The organism is Pseudarthrobacter naphthalenicus, from assembly GCF_029076445.1.
GTDB lineage: Bacteria > Actinomycetota > Actinomycetes > Actinomycetales > Micrococcaceae > Arthrobacter > Arthrobacter naphthalenicus.
Genome location: NZ_JARESG010000022.1, coordinates 22,567 through 38,473, shown reverse-complemented (window position 1 = coordinate 38,473; position 15,907 = coordinate 22,567). Strand labels below are relative to the sequence as shown.

The window sequence follows — 15,907 nt, the reverse complement described above, 5'->3', positions numbered from 1 at the left end:
CCTGATTGGGGGACGGCTATTGGGCGCAAAGTGACCCCGCGTTGGGAGGAGCGTGCAGGCTTTCCGCGACCGCCCCGTGACCTACCTGCGGGTAGCATTGCGATCCCATATCAACCCCCGCCCGGGGCGGCCCCGTGTCTGGCTGGGGGCAGCCGGCAACCCCTACGCTCAGTCCTACTGGCTCGACCGAAGCAATGGCACAGGGGGAAGAATGCAGTTCGACTTAAGTTCAGTGGAAACGGCCACCATGGTGTTCATCGGAACCATGATTTTCGCCCTGGTCATCGTGGCCTTTGTCCTGACCGCAGGGTTCGTTGCCCTGGTCCTGGTTGGGGTGGGCAAGCTGGCCTGGTTCCTGGCATCCACCTCGCTGCTGGCAGTCGTCCACGGTATCAACCGGGGGTGGGAGCGGCTGGTCCGCCAAGCCGGCAACGTCGAACTCCCCGGCGACTTTCAAGGGCAGCCTGCCCCTAGCACGGGAACCTACCCGCGGGTAATGTTGGGAGACAGCTAAAGGGTTCTCCAACCCGGCGGATCCATGGCTAGTACCGGCCATCCGGCGAAGGAGATACCCCATGAGCTCCGCCACTGACAGTTCCGCTACCCAGGCCGCCCCCGAGGCGCCTCCCGTGGACGCCCCGGACGCCGATGTTCCGGTGGACGCCGGCAACATCGGCCCGGAAGCCACCGCCGCTGATGCCCGTGCACTGGCCGAGGCGTCCCGCGAGACCGGCTGGGACCGGCCCAGCTTCGCGAAGGGACTGTACCTGGGAAGTTTTGACCTCGGCCTGATTCACCCCTGGCCAAAGGCCCAGGCTGAGGACGTGGAACGTGGCGAAGCCTTCATGGAGCGGCTCACGGAGTATGCCCGCACCATGTCCGGCCGCGTGATCGAGCGCGACGCAAAAATCCCTGACGAATACATCCGCGGCCTGGCGGAGCTTGGCGTCTTCGGCATGAAGATCCCCCGCGAATACGGCGGGCTCGGCCTGTCCCTGGTCTACTACGGCAGGTCCCTGGCGCTGCTGGGCAGTGTTCATCCAAGCCTCGGCGCCCTGGTCTCGGCCCACCAGTCAATCGGCGTGCCGGAGCCCGTGAAAGTGTTTGGCACCGCTGAGCAGAAACGCGAATACCTGCCGCGCTGCGCCGCGGGGGCCATCACCGCCTTCCTCCTGACCGAACCGGACGTGGGCAGCGATCCCGCCCGGATGGGCAGCACCGCCGTTCCCACGGACGACGGCGAGAGTTACGTTCTGGACGGCGTGAAACTTTGGACCACCAACGGGGTGATCGCCGAACTGGTGGTGGTCATGGCCCTGGTTCCGGCCCACACCGACGCCGACGGAACGGCGCACAAGGGCGGCATCAGCGCGTTCGTAGTGGAGATGGACTCCCCCGGCATCACCGTGGAGAACCGCAACGCGTTTATGGGTCTGCGCGGGATCGAAAACGGCGTGACCCGGTTCCATCAGGTGCGGGTACCCGCAGCAAACCGGCTGGGACGCGAGGGACAGGGCCTGAAGATCGCACTCACCACGCTGAACACGGGCCGCCTCTCGCTGCCGGCCCTGTGCGTGGCCTCCGGCCGCTGGAGCCTGAAGATCGCCCGGGAATGGTCCAACGCCCGCACGCAATGGGGCCAGCCGGTGGGCAAACACGAAGCCGTGGGCAAGAAGCTCGCCTTCATCGCCGCGTCCGCCTTCGCCCTCGACGCCGTGTTTGAGCTGTCTGCGGAACTTGCGGACGCCGGGCAGAAGGACGTCCGGATCGAGGCCGCCCTGGCGAAGCTGTGGTCCACCGAGATCAGCTGCAGCATCGCCGATGAACTGGTCCAGATCCGCGGCGGCAGGGGTTTTGAGACAGCGGAATCGCTGGCGGCCCGCGGGGAACGCGCGGTCCCGGCCGAACAGCAGCTGCGGGACCTGAGGATCAACCGCATCTTCGAGGGTTCCTCGGAGATCATGAAGCTCCTCATTGCCCGCGAGGCCGTGGACGCGCACCTTGCCGCAGCCGGCGATCTTGCCTCCGTGGATGCGAGCCTGCAGGACAAGGCGAAGGCCGCCGTCGGGGCTTCAGGTTTTTACGCAAAGTGGCTGCCCAAACTCGTGGCCGGCGCCGGGATGGACCCCCGCTCCTACAGCGACTTCGGCCGGCTGGCCAAGCACCTTCGATTTGTGGAACGGACCTCACGGCGGCTGGCCCGGCAAACGTTCTACGGCATGGGACGCTGGCAGGCGAAGCTGGAATACAAACAGGCGTTCCTGGGCCGTGTGGTGGACATCGGCGCCGAGCTCTTCGCCATGGCGGCAACCTGCTCACGGGCCGAGATGCTGCTCCGCACCGCCCCGGAACATGCCGCGGGAGCCTACGAGCTGGCCGAGGCGTTCTGTGAGCAGTCGCGCGTCCGCATTGACGAGTACTTTGACCAGCTTTGGCGCAACACCGACGACTCCGATCACGCGCTCACCGGAAAGGTCCTGGCCGGGGATTACACCTGGCTGGAGGCCGGAATCCTGGACCAGTCCGAAGGCACCGGGCCGTGGATCGCGGACGCCACGCCCCGGGCCTCCACGAAGGAAAACCTGCACCGCAGCTACCGCTAGGCCAGGCCCCGGCAATAGTAAGTACCCTTGTTATCGCCGCTGACCAGTGGTTGAGTTGAGGCATGAGCAACCACATGGAACCAGGGGACGGACTTCCGCGGCGCACCCGGAAGGAGAATCTGAGGAGCGAAACTGCCCGCGAAACAGCCTTCACCGGCAGCGGGCCGGGCGGCGAGCCAACACGCGCCATGGACCAGACACAGCCCTACGCCGATCAGTCTTACGCCGGGCCGGCTTCCACTGAGCGGTCCCGCGAGGCGCGCGCCTACACGGCGGAACCGGCCTACCCGGCCGGAACCCCGGCCAGGGAGCCGTACGCTGCAGAACCGGTCAGCGGGGAAGCGTATGCCGCGGAACCTCCCAGCGCGGAACCGGCGGTAACAACACCCGTCATCGATCCGCGCCTGACGGATCCTCGCCTGACCGACCAGCAGACCGCCGTGGCCCGCGAGAAGGAACAGTTCGGCGGTGTGAAGGTGGGGTCAGCATTTTTCGGCTGGCTGGCCGCCACCGGCATGGCCGTCCTGCTGACGGCCTTTGTTGCCGCGGCTGGTACCGCGGTGGGGCTGGCGAACAATACGGACGTCAACGCGGCCGTCAACCAGGTGACCACCAACGGCACCGTGGGGCTGGTAGGCATCATTGTCCTGCTGGTCATCCTGTTCGTCTCCTACTATTCAGGCGGCTACGTGGCCGGCCGGATGGCACGGTTCAATGGCGCCAAGCAGGGCATGATGGTGTGGGTGTGGGCCCTGATCGCCGCCGTTGTGGTGGCCGTGCTCGGCCTGATCGCGGGGCAGCAGTTCAACGTCCTGGCCAATCTCAACAGCTTCCCCCGCATCCCCATCAACGAAGGCGAACTGACCGTCACCAGCATCATCGCCGCCGTTGTGGTGGCCGTGGTTGCCCTGGTGGGGGCCGTGCTCGGCGGCCTGGCCGGGATGCATTTCCACCGCAAGGTGGACCGGGCCGGGTTCACCCCGGACGAGACGTACAGCGAAAGCTAAGCGACGGCGTCCAGGTAATACCAGCGCCGGTTCTCCCGCACAAAACGGCTGGTTTCGTGGTGAACTCCGCGTTCGCCGTCGTGCCGGTAGAACGCTTTGAACTCCACCACGCCCTCAGTGTCCAGCGGGCCGCCCCGGTGCGTGGAGACAATGTCCAGGCGCCGCCACTCCATCCCGGGATCCAGCTCCAGGTCCGCCGGCAGGGTGCTGGGGTGCCACGACTTTTTGAGGTACTCCGCGTTGAGCAGCACAAACGCGGTGTAGCGCGAACGCATGAGCTGCTCGGCGGTGGCGGCATCCGCTGCGCCGCTGAGGAAGCGTCCGCAGCATTCGGGATAGGCCTCCCCTGACAGGCAGGGGCAGTTGCCGGCAGGGCCCGGTTTGGCGTTCACTGGCGCTCCTTTTGAGGGTGGGCTTGGCTGCAGCCCGGCTGCTTTGCTTTTCCTACCGACTATAGGTGGCGGTACAGGCGGCCCGGCGCCTTGTCATATCCGGTAACAGCTTTGAAACAACCTCCAGCGCACCCCCGCAACCGGCCGCGTGTCCGGAAAATAGTCCGTAAGGTAGTGGAGGAGTTTGGTGCCCGGGTGGTGGCTGCCGGCACGGACTCCGCCGCTGGCAGATTGGAGTGATGACGTGGGAGATTCAGCAACGATCGCTCTCAACCTGACATTTTTCGGCACCCTGGGGCTGGCGTTCCTGATGTTCGTGGGCCTGTTCCTGCTGGTCATCCTCACGCTGGTGCTCGCCGGCGTCGGGCGGCTCCTGGTGCTCGCCGTGCAGGCGCTGTTTGGCCGGCTCCCCCGGAACGAAACCCTTCCGCTGGTCCACCTGACCGGGGCGACCGGGCATCCGTCCGATGCACCCCGGACAACGCACGACGACGCCGCTGCCGCCCCCTCCGCCGCCACGCGGCCCCCCGCCGGGGTTCCCCGCGCGGCGGCCTTTGTTGCCGGCGTCCGACGCATGGGCCTGCCTAATGTTTGGGGCCGGTTGAAACCATCAGGCCAGGGCGCCCGGCTGCAGGACGGCACCACGCGCCACCCGTTGCCCGGTGCCCCGCGGCGTGAACAGCAGGCGCTGGCCGAAGACTGGGCCGCGGCCGTCGCCGAGGCCGATGCCCGCGCCGTAGCCAGGGCACGTGCCGCTGCCCCCGAGATCAAAGTGACAGTCCGCGAACTTCCGGCGCCCTCCCTTCCTGCGGCAAAGGTGGAAGCGGTGGCCCCGCTCGTGCAGTCCGCGCTGCACCAGGACGTTCCCGCACGCAAGGACCTTCCCGGTCCCGGGAACACCGGGCCAAACCGGAATGTGCCCGCGGGCACCGGAACTCCTGACACCGAAGAGACTGCGGGGACCGGCGACGCGGTCCCCGCCCCCGGCGCTGCCCGCTCCTTTACGAAGCCGCAGTCACCGGCTTCTCCATTGGACACCGGCTCGCTCGTCTCGTTGACCGGTCACGCGAAGTTGCTCCGAACCAAGCTGCCTGCCAACAACAACAACTGAGCTTCAGCCCGCAGCGCGGATCTTCATAATTCGTCACGGCACGGGCTCCGTTACATCCGGCGACGAAAAACGAACTACTTAGGCACGAATCGTTTCCGCCCCGCCGAATTTGTGTAGCGTCGTGACGATCCACAGCAAACCGCGTGGAAATCGACCGTGAGGAGCCGGGAATGAGCCTCAGCGAACTTCGGGTGTTCGGCCGGTCCGGCACACCTATCAGCCCGCTCACCCTGGGCACCATGAACTTTGGCGAAGGCACGGGCAGCGCCGCGGACAGCACCTCGGCAAACGGCGCCCCCACCGGCGCGGAGGACAGCATCCGGATCATCCACTCGGCCTTGGACGCCGGCATTACCGCGGTGGACACCGCGGACGTTTACTCGCAGGGCGAATCGGAGCAGGTAGTGGGCCGCGCGCTCCGCGGACGCCGCGACGACGTCTTCCTGGCCACGAAATTCCACGGGCAGATGAGCCCCAACCCCGCCCACTCCGGCAACTCCCGGCGCTGGATCATGCAAGCGGTGGAGGGCAGCCTCCGCCGGCTCCAGACCGACCGGATCGACCTCTACCAGGCCCATCGGCCGGACTACAACACGGACGTCCTGGAAACCATCACCGCCCTGAACGACCTCATCCGCCAGGGCAAGATCCTCTACTACGGCACTTCGGTCTTCACCCCCGCGCAGCTGGTGGAGGCGCAGTGGCTGGCCACCACCAACCACCTGATCCCGCCCGTGGCCAACCAGGTCCCTTATTCCATGCTGGTGCGCGGCAACGAGCGGGATGTCCTCCCCATCGCCCAGCAGTACGGCCTCGGCGTGCTCGCCTACGGACCGCTGGCCGGCGGCTGGCAGTCCGGCGATTTTGTCCTGGACGCCGGCAAGCCGCGCACCCGGGTGCATTCGCTCCCGGGCCGCTATGACATCTCCGGGCCCTCCAGCGAACGCAAGCTCCTGGCTGCGGACTCGCTGGCCAGGCTGGCGGACAAGCTGGAGATCTCCCTGGTGGAGCTTTCCGTCGGCTTCGCGCTGAACCACCCCGCGGTGAGCAGCGTGATCATCGGCCCGCGGACGGAAGCCCACCTGCAGTCCTACCTCAAGGCGGCGGACACCCTGCTGAGCGAGCCGGTGCTGGATGCGATCGATGACCTGGTGCCGCCCGGGACCAACTTCGTGGAGCGCGATGCCGGGGCGGTGGTCCCGTCCCTGGAGTACGCGGAACTCCGCCGCCGCTGACCGCCGGAACCGGGCGCAACGCCGTCGGACGCCACTAGCGCCAAAACCCGGCCACGCAACCGGACAGGCACTTACCCTGAGCAACCAACTCCGTTAGCGTGGGAACCATGGAATTCAGATACCTCGGAAACAGCGGCTTCAAAGTCTCGGAAATTACGTTCGGCAACTGGCTGACCCACGGCTCGCAGGTGGAGAATGACGTCGCCTCCCAGTGCGTGCGCGCGGCGCTCGACGCCGGCATCAGCACCTTTGACACGGCGGACGTCTACGCGAACACGGCAGCGGAAACTGTCCTCGGCGAGGCCCTGACGGGCGAGCGCCGCGAATCCCTGGAGATCTTCACCAAAGTCTTCGGCCCCACCGGTCCCAAGGGAAAGAACGATGTGGGCCTGTCCCGCAAGCACATCATGGAGTCCATCAACGGCTCGCTGCGCAGGCTGCAGACGGACTACGTGGACCTCTACCAGGCGCACCGCTACGACTTCGAAACGCCGCTGGAAGAGACCATGCAGGCGTTCGCGGACATTGTCCGGCAGGGCAAGGCGCTCTACATCGGTGTCAGCGAATGGACCGCCGAGCAGCTCCGCGAGGGCCACAGGCTGTCCAAGGAGCTGGGCTTCCAGCTGATTTCCAACCAGCCGCAGTACTCCATGCTGTGGCGGGTCATCGAAGCTGAGGTTGTGCCGGCGTCCGAAGAACTGGGCATCTCGCAGATCGTCTGGTCTCCCATGGCCCAGGGCGTCCTGAGCGGAAAGTACCTGCCCGGCCAGCCTGCACCTGAAGGCAGCCGCGCCACGGATAGCAAGGGCGGCGCCAAAATGATCGAACGCTGGATGCGCGATGACGTCCTCACCGGCGTCCAGGCGCTCAAGCCGATCGCGGCGGAAGCCGGGCTGACCATGCCGCAGCTCGCGGTTGCGTGGGTCCTGCAGAACCCGAACGTGGCCTCCGCCATTGTGGGGGCTTCGCGCCCCGAGCAGATCGCCGACAGCGTGGCTGCCGCAGGGGTGACCCTCGAGCCTGACGTGCTGAAGAAGATCGACGACGCCATCGGCTCGCTCGCGGAGCGCGATCCGGCGAAAACCACCTCGCCCGCCACCCGCGAAGCATAAGGGCACCCCTTGGCTTCCCTTTCGAACCTGTCCGATCTCGCTATTACCGGCTCCACCGGCGGCCTGGGCGGGATGGTGGCCCGGCAGCTCGCGGACGTGGGGCAGGCGCAGCGCCTGCTGGTCCGCGACGCCGGCCGCGCCCCTGAGCTCGAGGGCGCCGACCCGCTGGTGTTCAGCTATGCGGACCCGGATTCGGCACGCCAGGTTCTGGAGGGAGTCAAGGTCCTGTTTATGGTGTCCGCGGCCGAGGCCGAGGACCGGCTGCAGCAGCACTACACCTTTATTGATGCGGCTGCTGCGGCCGGGGTCCAGCACGTCGTTTACACCTCGTTCTATGGTGCCGCCCCGGACGCCACCTTCACGCTGGCCCGGGACCACTTCGCCACCGAGGAACGCATCAAGGCCTCCGGCATGAACTACACCTTCCTGCGGGACAACTTCTACCTGGACTTCCTGCCGCTCCTGACAGGCGAAGACGGGGTGATCCGCGGGCCCGCGGGGAACGGCGTGGTGTCCGCGGTGTCCCGCGACGACATTGCCCGGTGTGCGGTGGCGGTGCTGAGGGATCCCGCGCTCCATGTGGGGACCACATACAACCTCACCGGACCGGAAGAGATTACTCTGGCCCGGGCGGCGGACATCCTGACCGCAAAAACCGGGCGCACCGTCACCTATCACCCGGAAACGGTGGAAGAGGCCTACGCCTCCCGGGCATCCTACGGGGCACCGCCCTGGCAGGTGGACGCCTGGGTCAGCACCTACACGGCAATCGCCGCGGGGGAAATGGCCGGGCTCTCACCGGATGTGCATGCACTGACCGGCCGGGACCCGTTGAGCCTGGCAGGGTTCCTGGCGCAGCCCCAGCTGTAGTTTGCGCTCCGGCCGGGCTCCAACGGTCAGCAGCCTTCGAAGGCGGTGAGCACCTTGACCTTGTCCGCCGAGGCCGACGCCGGATCAAAGGTGTAGCCGATCCATTCGCGGGCCAGCCGGCTGGCGAGTTCCACGCCGATGACCCGCTGCCCCATGGTCAGCACCTGGCAGTCGTTGGACAGCACCGAGCGCTCCACGGAGAACGAGTCGTGGGCGGTGGTGGCGCGGATGCCGTCCACCTTGTTGGCAGCAATCGCCACCCCGATGCCCGTGCCGCAGAAGAGGATGGCGCGGTCCGCCTTGCCATCGCGGATCAGTTCCCCGGCGGCGATGCCGACGTAGGGGTAGGGCTTGGTGAAGTCTTCCGGGGCGTCGGTCCGGTTGACCCCGATGTCGATGATTTCGCTGATCCGGGGATCAGCCTGCAGATCGGCCAGGATGCGGTTCTTGTAGTCCACCCCGGCTTCATCGGCCCCCACAACGAGGCGGAGTCCGGGCTTCCCCGATGTGGCTGCTTCCTGCGTGGTGGTTTCCTGCGTGGTGGTTTCCTGCGTGGTGGTCATGAGAGTGCTCCTTGCGGCTGGCCGATGGTGGCGGCGGCAGGGGTTGGCTGGCCCGAACCTGCCAGGGACGGAGCCATCACGGTAAAAATCATTGCCAGGGACGTAGCCCCTGGATCCGGCGTGCCCACGCTCTTTTCGGCAAGCGGCCGGGCGCGTCCCTTCAACGGCCGCAGCGATGCCGTGGCCTGGGCCGCAACCGTCGCTTCGACGGCGGCGGCAGCCCACGCCTGGTGCGGTTCCGTACCGTCCGCAGCCAGCCGGGTCAACGTCTCCGTGAAAGGCACCAGGGCATCCACCATGGTCTTATCGCCGGGGGCGGCTTTGCCCAGGCCGGTGATCCTGTCCGTGAAGGCGGCCACCCCGGCCGCCAGTTGGGATACGTCAGGGCTGACCTGGTCCCCCAGCGCTTCCCCGAAAGCCCGCAGGCCGGCACCCCAGAGGACCCCGGACGTGCCGCCGGCCTTGTCCGCCCACGCATCGCCGGCGGCGATGAGGACCGATCCTGCGCCGGCGCCCTGCCGGGCGGCAGCCGCGGCTGCTGCGGTGGCAGCGTCGATGCCGCGGACCATGCCGCGGCCGTGGTCACCGTCTCCGGCGATGGCGTCCATATCCCCGAGCTTTGTTTCGGCTGCGTGCAGGCTGTCGCGGGCGGCATCCAGCGCCGAAAGGCACCGGGCTGCGTACTCGCGCGACGCCTCGGAGGCCTCGAAGGCGGCAGGTGCGGCGGCGGCGTCGGACGTTTCCGCTCCGGAGACCTCCCCCGACTGGACCGCGGCGTTCCCGCGCCGGTAAGCCGGCGTCTCGGCAGGGGCGGTCCAGAGGGGTTCCAGTTCCTCGTCCAGCCAGGTGATGGTCAGGGACACCCCGGCCATGTCCAGGCTGGTGACCAGTTCCCCCACCTCGGGCTGCACCAGCGTGTAGCCCGACTCCCGGAGCAGCGGTGCCACGGTCAGCCAGAGGACAAAGAGTTCCTCATGCTTGGTGGAGCCCAGTCCGTTGAGAATGACCGCGAGCCGGTCGCCGGCCCCCTCGGGCGTCTCGGCCAGCAGCCGGGTGACGAATTCCTGGCCCAGTTCCTTGGCGGAGGGCAGATCGGTGTCGAACAGGCCGGGTTCACCGTGGATTCCCAGGCCGAGTCCCATCTGCTTGTCCTTGAGCGCGAACAGCGGCGCGTCCGCGCCCGGGAACGTGCAGCCGTGGAAGGCGCTGCCGATGGTCCGGGTGAGGCCGTTGGCCTTCCGGCCGAGCCGCACCACCTCGGCGAGCTCCGCCCCCGCTTCGGCTGCGGCGCCCATGATCTTGAAGACCGTGAAGTCACCGGCAATGCCGCGGCGTTTTTCGGATTCCGACGGCGGGGCGCTGGCAATGTCGTCCGTGACCAGGACGTTGTCCACCTGGATCCCCTCGGCGGCGAGGCGTTCGCTGGCCATCCCGAAGTTCATCACGTCACCGGCGTAGTTGCCGTAGGTGAACACCACACCGGCGCCCGAATCAGCGGCCTTGGCCACGGCATAGGCCTGCTGCGCGGACGGCGAGGTGAAGATGTTTCCCACCACGGCGCCGTCGGCCAGGCCGGGCCCGATCAGCCCGGCGAACGCCGGGTAGTGCCCGGAGCCGCCGCCGGCGAGGACGGCCACCTTGGGTTTGGCCGGCCGGTGGCGCCGCACGGCTCCGCCAGGAACCTGGCGCACCAGGCCGGAGTGGATGTCGCAGAATCCGGCCAGGGCTTCTTCGGCGAATTCGGAGGGGTCGTTGAAAATCTTGGTCATGGTGGGCTCTCTAACGTGCCTGGGCTTTGGGGGTTGCCGCTGCTAGTGGATGTGGCTTCCGCCGTTGATGTCGATGGTGGTGCCGGTCAGGTACGCGGATTCCTCGGAGGACAGGAACGTGATGACGGCGGCGACTTCCTCCGTGGTGGCGTTGCGGCCCAGCGGGATGCCGGCGTTGATGGCGGCTTCCTGCTCCTCGGTGCTGCCCACGCGGATGTTGGTGTCCACCGCGCCGGGGGTGATGGCATTGACGGTGACGCCGGTGGCGCCGATTTCGCGGGCCAGGGCCTTGGTGAAGCCGAGGATGGCGGCCTTGGCAGCGGAGTAGGGGACCTTGCCGAACACGCCGCCGCCGCGCTGGGCGGATACCGAGGACATGTTCACGATCCGGCCCCAGCCGTTCTCGATCATGTCCGGCAGGAACGCTTTAGTGACCAGGTAGGTGCCGGTGGCGTTGACGTCCATGACCTTGTGCCAGAGTTCCAGGGTGGTTTCGAGGAACGGGACCGGGGAGGTGATGCCGGCGATGTTGGCGAGGGCGCCCACAGCAGGCAGGATGCCGGCGTCGATCTCCTTCTTGACGGCTGCGTAGGCGGCGAGGACGGAGGATTCGTTCGCGACGTCGATCTTGTGGCCGAACGCCGGGACGTTGAACTCGTTGCCGATGTCGGCGGCGACCTTGGCGGACTTCTCGCCGTCGAGGTCCAGGATCACCACACCCCAGCCCTGGCTGGCGTAGCGGCGGGCGGTGGTGATGCCGATGCCCCGCTCCGAGGTGGCTCCGGTGAGGACGGCGGTGCGCTGGATGGTGGTGGTCATGATGCTCCTTGGGTTACTTGGGTGGTGGTTCAGAAGTGAGGGGTCAGATGAGGTCGGTGATGAAGCTTGCCGCTTTGGCTGCGGCGGCGGGGCGTTCGTCGTGCGTGACGTCCCGGGTTTCGAGTTCGAGCGAGAAGTTGCCCGTGTAGCCGCTCGCGGCGAGCGCCCGGAGGCCGGCTGCGAAGTCTGCCTGGCCGTTGCCGATGCTCAGGTTGATGTTGCCCGGCACCGCATCGCGGAGGTGGACGTGGGAGATGCGGCCCTGATGCCGTTCGAGGTACTCCAGCGGATCCTCGCCGGCGGCAACGATGTGGCTGAAGTCCATGACAATCCCGACGCCGGCACCCGCCAGCCGCTGTGCCAGCAGTTCCGCGCGCTCCAGGTTCCAGCAGAACCGCAGGAAGTGCAGGGACTCGGTCCAGAGCTCGACGCCGAACTCCGCCGCGCGTTGTGCGGCGTGGGTGAGCTGGGCTGCAATAAGGTCCAGGTCCTCCCGGAGGCTTCGGACCGGTTTGTGGCTGAGCGCGCCGCACGGGAGAACCAGTGCCTTCGCACCGGTGCCGGCGGCGAGGGTGAGCAGCGCCTCGAGGTGACGTTCGCGGGCTTCGCTTGCATCGGCGTCGAGCACTGCGTTGAGATCGCCGATATCCCCGTTGACTGAACGGACGCGGAGCCCGGAGGCGGCCACTTCCGCGGTCACGGCGCTGACGGCGGCCTGATCCAGGCTGTACGGGACATGGTCACAGACACCGGGGAGGGCGCCGAGATCGATCTCTTCGAAGCCCAGGCCGCTGATGGTCCGCAGGGCGGCCGGCAGGTCCTGGTGCCTGAAGCTGATGGACGAGCAGCCGAGTCGGGAGTTGAACATCGTCGTTGATCCTCTGGATAAGCGGGTGGTGATGTGAATCACTGTAGGCCAATTCATTGTTAACAGTCAACCTCAAACATTGACTGTTGACATTGACGCATGACGCGGGTCACACTGGCATATCATTTGTTAACAGTCGACACAGCGGCCCGGCGGAAGCACGGGAACGCTTTTCGAAAGGGATCCAGCAATGGGCAATGAAGCTCTGAAAATGCGCGGCCACGTGCATGGCACCAAAGACGCCAGGCGCGTCGCAATCGGCTCCGGCGTTGGCGCCGTCATCGAAACCTACGACTTCATCGGGTTCGGCACGGCAGCCGCCCTGTACTTCGGCACGGCATTCTTCCCCACCGGCGATCCGGTGACGGGCACGCTGGCAGCGTTCGCCACCCTCGGCGTCGGCTTCGCCGCCCGTCCCCTCGGCGGCATCATCGGCGGCCACCTCGGCGACAAGGTGGGCCGCAAGCCCGTGCTGGTCGCCTCGCTCATCCTCATGGGCGTGGCCACGTTCCTGATCGGCCTGCTCCCCACCTACGGACAGGTTGGCCTGCTGGCTCCGGCCCTGCTGGTCTTCGTCCGCATCGTCCAGGGCCTGGCATTCGGTGCCGAGTGGGGCGGCGCCATCCTGATGAGCTACGAGCACGCACCGTGGAAATCCAAGGGCAAGTACACCGGCATCGTCCAGGCCGGCTTCCCCGTGGGCCTGCTGCTGGCCAACCTCGTCTTCCTGGTCAGTGTGAACTTCGGCGGCGAACTCGCCTGGCGCATCCCCTTCCTCGCCAGCATCATCCTGGTGATCGTGGGCCTGATCATCCGCTCCAAGGTGCCCGAGTCCCCCGTTTTCGATGAGGTCAAGGACAGCGGCGACATCGTCAAGTCCCCCATCGTGGAGGTCATCAGGACCGACTGGCGCAACATTGTGAAGGGCATCGGCCTCCGCGTGGCCGAGACCGCAGGCTACGCCGTCTCCATCACCTACATGATTTCCTACCTCAACAGCCAGCACCTGGCCGATAAGACCCAGACCCTGGTTGCCCTCTGCATCGCCTCCGCCATCGGCATTTTCGCCACCCAGGCATGGGCCCGCCTGACCGACCGGATCGGCCGCCGGCCCGTCTACCTCTGGTCCTGCGCCTTCGCCGTGGTGTTTGCGGTCCCCATGTTCCTGCTGGTGAACACCGGCATGTTCTTCTTCATCATCGCCACCCTGGTCATCTCCTACGCCGTCTGCCAGAACTCCCTTGCCGGCGCCCAGGGCGCCTGGTTCCCCGAGCTCTTCCAGGCCCGGACCCGCGCTTCCGGCGCCAGCCTGGCTTACCAGATCTCGGCCATGGTCTCCGGGTTCACCCCGTTCATCACCACCCTGCTGTTCGTTGCCCTGGGCTGGATGGGCCCGGCGCTCCTCTTCGGCGCCTACGCCGCCATCGGCCTCTGGGCCGCGGTAGCCACCCGCGAAACCTGGGGCAAGCGTGAGCGCCAGCTCGCGGATGAGGCCACCAAAAGCACCCCCAACACGGTGAGCGTCTGATGACCACCACCCCGGACCTGAAGCTTCACGAACCGCACACGCCTGAACTCCCGCAGAAGGAACGCATGACCCAGGAAACTGCCGCCGAACGCCTGCACCGCGTCAGTGCCGCCGCCTACCGGATCCGCCACCACGCCCTGAACATGGGCGAGGTCCAGGGCCAGGGCTACGTGGGCCAGGCCCTCGGCGCGGCGGACATGCTCGCCACCGTCTACTCGGACCAGCTCCGCTACCGCCCCGAAGACCCGGAGTGGGAAGCCCGGGACCGATTCCTGCTCTCCACAGGCCACTACGCCATCGGCCACTACGCAGCCCTGGCCGAGGCCGGCATCGTCCCCGTGGAAGAACTCGAAACCTACGGCTCCGACGATTCCCGCCTGCCGATGTCCGGAATGTCCACCTACACCCCGGGCATGGAAATCTCCGGCGGCTCCCTGGGCCACGGCCTGACCATCGCCGTGGGCATGGCCCTCGGCCTGCGCTACCAGAACTCCACGGCAAGGATCTACAACTTCCTCTCGGATGGCGAACTGGACGAGGGCTCCACCTGGGAAGCGGCGATGGGCGCGCACCACCACCAGCTCGGCAACCTCACCGCCATGGTGGACATCAACGCCCTGCAGGCCGACGGGAAGACCGACACCGTCCTCCGCACCGAACCCGTCACCGAAAAGTGGGAATCCTTCGGCTGGTACACCCAGCGCGTGGACGGAAACGACGTCGGCGCGCTGCTCGCAGCGTTCGACAACGCAGCAAACCAGGCCGCCGCCGTCGGACGCCCCTCCGTGATCCTGTGCGACACGAAGGTAGGCCGCGGCGTGCCGCTCCTTGAGGAGCGCGAGAAAGCACACTTCATGCGCATCGAAGAACACGAATGGCAGACCTGCCGCGAACAGCTGACCGCCGGATACGAAACCGCCGAAGGAGACACCAAGTGAGCACCACCGCCGCCGCCAAACCAAAGCTCAAGACCTCGGCGATGATCGCGTCCTTCGCCGAACCCGGCCAGAAGACCGCGTCCGCACCGTTCGGCCACGCCTTGGTCAAAGCCGCACAGGAGAACGACAAAGTTGTCGGGCTCACCGCGGACCTGGGCAAGTACACGGACATGCACATCTTCGCCCAGGCCTTCCCGGAACGGTTCTTCCAGATGGGGATGGCCGAACAGCTGCTCTTCGGCGCCGCCGCCGGCCTGGCCGAAACCGGACTCGTCCCGTTCGCGTCCACCTACTCCGTGTTCGCCGCCCGCCGCGCCTACGACTTCCTGTGCCTGGACTCGGCCGAGCCGAACCTGAACGTGAACATCGTGGGCGGCCTGCCCGGCCTGACCACCGGGTACGGACCCAGCCACCAGGCCACCGAGGACATGGCGATCTTCCGCGGCATGCCCAACCTGACCATCGTGGACCCCTGCGACTCGATCGACATCGAACAGGCCGTCCCCCAGCTCGCCGCCTCCGAAGGCCCCACTTACCTCCGGCTGCTGCGCGGGAACGTGCCCACCGTCCTGGACGAGTACGGCTACACCTTCGAACTGGGCAAAGCCAAGATCCTGCGCGGTGGGAACGACGTCGTGTTCGTTTCCTCCGGGCTCATGACCATGCGCGCCCTGGACGCAGCCAAGGTCCTGGCGGCACACAACGTGGACGTCGCCGTCGTGCACACTCCCACAATCAAACCGTTCGACGCCGAAACCGTCCTCGCCGAACTCAACACCGACCGCTTGGCCGTCACCCTGGAAAACCACAGCGTGATCGGTGGCCTCTTCGAAACCGTGGCCTCCGCCGTCGTCACCGCAGGGCTGGGAAAGCGGGTGGTGCCCATCGCGCTGCCGGACCAGTTCCTCGACGCCGGAGCCCTCCCCACCCTCCACGACCGCTACGGACTGAGCATCCAAAAAATCGTGGCAAAAGTACTCGCAGAACTGAAGTAGGAAGAAATCCACCAGAAGCGCGGCGCCGAACCCACCCCGGCGCCGCGCTTCTGCCGTAACATCGACTGTTAACAGATCGACTGTAAACAGTCGACCA

General features: G+C 66.9%; 15 protein-coding genes. 10 read left to right on the top strand and 5 right to left on the bottom strand.

From position 1 onward, the window contains the following. Positions 1-211 precede the first annotated feature (211 nt). The 3 genes from PY310_RS17830 (at position 212) to PY310_RS17820 (ending at position 3,610) form a co-directional block, all read left to right on the top strand. Positions 212-514 carry a hypothetical protein gene (locus PY310_RS17830; protein ID WP_275215803.1) on the top strand — a complete coding sequence of 101 codons (303 nt, stop codon included), beginning with the start codon at positions 212-214 and terminating at the stop codon, positions 512-514. A 61-nt stretch (positions 515-575) separates the two neighbouring features. Beyond that, the gene (locus tag PY310_RS17825; RefSeq protein ID WP_275215802.1) at positions 576-2,603 is read left to right on the top strand and encodes an acyl-CoA dehydrogenase family protein; all 2,028 of its coding nucleotides are present in this window, start codon (positions 576-578) and stop codon (positions 2,601-2,603) included. Between the two features lie 62 nt (positions 2,604-2,665). Beyond that, a complete protein-coding gene (locus tag PY310_RS17820; protein WP_275215801.1) occupies positions 2,666-3,610 on the top strand; it encodes a hypothetical protein in 945 nt (314 codons plus the stop codon). On the opposite strand, the gene PY310_RS17815 is transcribed toward PY310_RS17820, so the two are convergent. After that, complete coding sequence (locus PY310_RS17815) at positions 3,607-4,002, bottom strand: YchJ family protein (RefSeq protein WP_275215800.1); 396 nt, start codon at positions 4,000-4,002, stop codon at positions 3,607-3,609. The two genes, PY310_RS17820 and PY310_RS17815, sit on opposite strands and share 4 nt — an antisense overlap. A 244-nt stretch (positions 4,003-4,246) precedes the next feature. Between PY310_RS17815 and PY310_RS17810 the strand changes: the two genes are divergently transcribed. The 4 genes from PY310_RS17810 to PY310_RS17795 all read left to right on the top strand — a co-directional run bounded on the left by PY310_RS17810 (position 4,247) and on the right by PY310_RS17795 (position 8,330). Next, positions 4,247-5,113: a hypothetical protein gene (locus PY310_RS17810; protein ID WP_275215799.1), complete on the top strand. Its 867-nt coding sequence runs from the start codon at positions 4,247-4,249 to the stop codon at positions 5,111-5,113. Between the two features lie 170 nt (positions 5,114-5,283). After that, positions 5,284-6,348 carry an aldo/keto reductase gene (locus PY310_RS17805; RefSeq protein ID WP_275215798.1) on the top strand — a complete coding sequence of 355 codons (1,065 nt, stop codon included), beginning with the start codon at positions 5,284-5,286 and terminating at the stop codon, positions 6,346-6,348. A 107-nt stretch (positions 6,349-6,455) separates the two neighbouring features. Next, entirely contained in the window at positions 6,456-7,460 is a 1,005-nt protein-coding gene (locus PY310_RS17800; protein ID WP_275215797.1) for an aldo/keto reductase family protein, read from the top strand. Between the two features lie 9 nt (positions 7,461-7,469). Then, positions 7,470-8,330 carry an SDR family oxidoreductase gene (locus PY310_RS17795; RefSeq protein ID WP_275215796.1) on the top strand — a complete coding sequence of 287 codons (861 nt, stop codon included), beginning with the start codon at positions 7,470-7,472 and terminating at the stop codon, positions 8,328-8,330. Positions 8,331-8,356: 26 nt separating this feature from the next. Here PY310_RS17795 and PY310_RS17790 read toward each other — a convergent pair whose 3' ends face one another. From PY310_RS17790 to PY310_RS17775, 4 genes are read right to left on the bottom strand one after another with little or no spacing between them, the layout of a single operon-like run. Further along, positions 8,357-8,893 carry an RpiB/LacA/LacB family sugar-phosphate isomerase gene (locus tag PY310_RS17790; RefSeq protein WP_275215795.1) on the bottom strand — a complete coding sequence of 179 codons (537 nt, stop codon included), beginning with the start codon at positions 8,891-8,893 and terminating at the stop codon, positions 8,357-8,359. Next, complete coding sequence (locus tag PY310_RS17785; protein WP_275215794.1) at positions 8,890-10,662, bottom strand: dihydroxyacetone kinase family protein; 1,773 nt, start codon at positions 10,660-10,662, stop codon at positions 8,890-8,892. The genes PY310_RS17790 and PY310_RS17785 overlap by 4 nt, the downstream gene beginning before the upstream one ends. 42 nt (positions 10,663-10,704) lie before the next feature. Continuing rightward, positions 10,705-11,481, bottom strand: a complete 777-nt coding sequence (locus PY310_RS17780) for an SDR family NAD(P)-dependent oxidoreductase (protein ID WP_275215793.1) — start codon at positions 11,479-11,481, stop codon at positions 10,705-10,707. Positions 11,482-11,524: 43 nt separating this feature from the next. After that, positions 11,525-12,349: a sugar phosphate isomerase/epimerase family protein gene (locus PY310_RS17775; protein WP_275215792.1), complete on the bottom strand. Its 825-nt coding sequence runs from the start codon at positions 12,347-12,349 to the stop codon at positions 11,525-11,527. 190 nt (positions 12,350-12,539) lie between these two features. On the opposite strand from PY310_RS17775, the gene PY310_RS17770 reads away from it, so the two are divergent. The 3 genes from PY310_RS17770 (at position 12,540) to PY310_RS17760 (ending at position 15,810) form a co-directional block, all read left to right on the top strand. Next, positions 12,540-13,877: an MFS transporter gene (locus PY310_RS17770; protein WP_275215791.1), complete on the top strand. Its 1,338-nt coding sequence runs from the start codon at positions 12,540-12,542 to the stop codon at positions 13,875-13,877. 65 nt (positions 13,878-13,942) lie between these two features. Beyond that, on the top strand, positions 13,943-14,815 hold the full coding sequence (locus tag PY310_RS17765; RefSeq protein ID WP_275215823.1) for a transketolase: 873 nt from the start codon (positions 13,943-13,945) through the stop codon (positions 14,813-14,815). Positions 14,816-14,856: 41 nt separating this feature from the next. Continuing rightward, positions 14,857-15,810: a transketolase family protein gene (locus PY310_RS17760; RefSeq protein ID WP_275215821.1), complete on the top strand. Its 954-nt coding sequence runs from the start codon at positions 14,857-14,859 to the stop codon at positions 15,808-15,810. The last annotated feature ends 97 nt before the right edge of the window (positions 15,811-15,907 follow it).

Bases quoted from the DNA above. Each gene is read 5' to 3' on its own strand.
- PY310_RS17830 (WP_275215803.1), top strand. From the start codon at position 212: ATGCAGTTCGACTTAAGTTCAGTGGAAACGGCCACCATGGTGTTCATC.
- PY310_RS17825 (WP_275215802.1), top strand. From the start codon at position 576: ATGAGCTCCGCCACTGACAGTTCCGCTACCCAGGCCGCCCCCGAGGCG.
- PY310_RS17820 (WP_275215801.1), top strand. From the start codon at position 2,666: ATGAGCAACCACATGGAACCAGGGGACGGACTTCCGCGGCGCACCCGG.
- PY310_RS17805 (WP_275215798.1), top strand. From the start codon at position 5,284: ATGAGCCTCAGCGAACTTCGGGTGTTCGGCCGGTCCGGCACACCTATC.
- PY310_RS17800 (WP_275215797.1), top strand. From the start codon at position 6,456: ATGGAATTCAGATACCTCGGAAACAGCGGCTTCAAAGTCTCGGAAATT.
- PY310_RS17790 (WP_275215795.1), bottom strand. From the start codon at position 8,893: ATGACCACCACGCAGGAAACCACCACGCAGGAAACCACCACGCAGGAA.
- PY310_RS17785 (WP_275215794.1), bottom strand. From the start codon at position 10,662: ATGACCAAGATTTTCAACGACCCCTCCGAATTCGCCGAAGAAGCCCTG.
- PY310_RS17780 (WP_275215793.1), bottom strand. From the start codon at position 11,481: ATGACCACCACCATCCAGCGCACCGCCGTCCTCACCGGAGCCACCTCG.
- PY310_RS17775 (WP_275215792.1), bottom strand. From the start codon at position 12,349: ATGTTCAACTCCCGACTCGGCTGCTCGTCCATCAGCTTCAGGCACCAG.
- PY310_RS17770 (WP_275215791.1), top strand. From the start codon at position 12,540: ATGGGCAATGAAGCTCTGAAAATGCGCGGCCACGTGCATGGCACCAAA.
- PY310_RS17765 (WP_275215823.1), top strand. From the start codon at position 13,943: ATGACCCAGGAAACTGCCGCCGAACGCCTGCACCGCGTCAGTGCCGCC.
- PY310_RS17760 (WP_275215821.1), top strand. From the start codon at position 14,857: ATGATCGCGTCCTTCGCCGAACCCGGCCAGAAGACCGCGTCCGCACCG.